The organism is Collinsella aerofaciens (assembly GCF_039062365.1).
Taxonomy (GTDB): domain Bacteria; phylum Actinomycetota; class Coriobacteriia; order Coriobacteriales; family Coriobacteriaceae; genus Collinsella.
In genome coordinates this window covers 1-1,637 of the sequence record NZ_JBCJBI010000030.1, presented here as the reverse complement: position 1 = coordinate 1,637, position 1,637 = coordinate 1, and the positions used below count along the sequence as shown (strand labels likewise).

Genomic DNA, 1,637 nt, shown 5'->3' with positions numbered 1-1,637 from the left:
GGTTGATTTCCGATCCCAACCGAACACATTGAGCTGACGGCACGCTCCCGCAGTTAACCGAACGCCCCCGAGGTCCTATCCGGGCCCCGGGGGCGGCATTTTCCCAGTTGAAGGAATGGTGGAGATGTGTTTCGATGGGTCCGGTGGCCATGCTCCGCCCGCCGCCCGGCACCTCTTCCCAGACTCAGCCGGACGGTCGGTCCGTCTATTCCGTTTTTCTCCTAGGCTAGGCCAGCGGGGCATCGCCCCTCTCTGCGCGCGCCCTCTCGATGAGCCCCGGCGTCAGGTCGAGATCGCCGAGCGGCACGTCCTCCACGCCGTAGGCGTCCAGCAGCGCCGCCGCGTCCTCCCCGAGCATCGCCCTGAAGGCGCGCGCGGGCGTCGCGAAGCCGAGCGCGCCGCGGGGCTCGGAGTTCACGTGCGACATGGCCAGCGCCAGGTCGGCCGGGGCGAGCCGGTCGAACCTGATTCCGGCGCCCTTGGGCAGCAGCTTCCTGATCTCGACGTGGTTGCGCTCGCAGGCGCCCTTCTGGTCGCTGCGCCTGGGGTCGCAGTAGAACAGCCTCGTCTCGCCCGGCCCCTCGCCGAGCAGCGCCGCGATCGCCGCCTCGTCGGAGAACTCGGCGCCGTTGTCGGTGAGGACGGCGCGGAACACGCGGCGCGTCCCGTCGGCGCCGAGGATGGCCCGGACGCCCTCCAGGGCGTCCGCGACGCACCCGGCGGTCTTCTCCTCCAGCGGCAGCGCGAGCTGGAGCCTGCTGGGGCGGTGCAGCAGCGTGAGCAGGCAGGCGGAGTCCTCCCGGGCCCCCTCGACGGTGTCCATCTCCCAGGCCGCGGCGCACGCGTCCTCCCCGAGGGCGAGGAACGCGGCATGCGACCTGCGGGCGGAGTGGCGGGTCGCCGCCCGGCCCGCGGCGCGCTTCCTCGGCCTGTAGCCGACCTTGCGCCTGAGCTCCATGTTGGTCATGCCGTCGTAGCCCGCCGAGACCCAGCGGTAGATGGTCGACGGCGACAGGTCCACCGGGCCGCCGTTGCGCGCCGCCATCTGCTCGGGCGACAGCCCCCGGCGCAGGCAGTCCCTTATCGCCTCCAGCCTGGCCGCCGCGGCGGGCTCGTCGGCGTCTATCCCGCGCCTGGACGAGACGAGGACCGAGTCGGCGCACAGCTGCGCGGCCCGGGCCTCGTAGAAGACGTGGGGGCGGCGCTTGCAGCCGATCGCGCGGTACCGGCCGCACCCGTTGCAGCAGCGCGGCCACGCCGCCAGGCGCGGGCAGGCCGCCGACAGGTCGGCGGAGGCGTCCACGCGCTCGCCGCGCCTGGCCTTCGGCGCCGTCACGAACCTGTGCGACGCCACCTCGGCGCTCACCGTCGAGGGCGACCTGCCCAGCTCCCTCGCGATCTCCCTGCACGACGCCCTGCGCTCCAGCATCCTCTGGACCGTGTCCCGCTCGTGCCTCGTGAGCCTTCCGTAGGCCCTCGGGACCGCCCTTGCGGAGCCGCTCTTCTTCTTTCCGGACATGCCGTCCTCCGATCTCCCGGGGCCGGCCGATCCGGCCCTCAGGGTATCGGGTTCCCACATTCATCCGCACATGTGCGGATGAATGTGGGAGGTGTTCGGATAAAGTTGATAATCAAGG

1 protein-coding gene is annotated in these 1,637 nt (G+C 71.8%); it reads right to left on the bottom strand.

Features of this window, described 5'->3' with window-relative positions; translation table 11 throughout:
• Positions 1 to 226: 226 nt before the first annotated feature.
• Positions 227 to 1,519, bottom strand: a complete 1,293-nt coding sequence (locus ABCN01_RS09495) for an IS30 family transposase (protein ID WP_005987407.1) — start codon at positions 1,517 to 1,519, stop codon at positions 227 to 229.
• Positions 1,520 to 1,637: the final 118 nt, after the last annotated feature.

Coding starts and splice junctions, on each gene's coding strand:
- ABCN01_RS09495 (WP_005987407.1), bottom strand. CDS start 1,519: ATGTCCGGAAAGAAGAAGAGCGGCTCCGCAAGGGCGGTCCCGAGGGCC.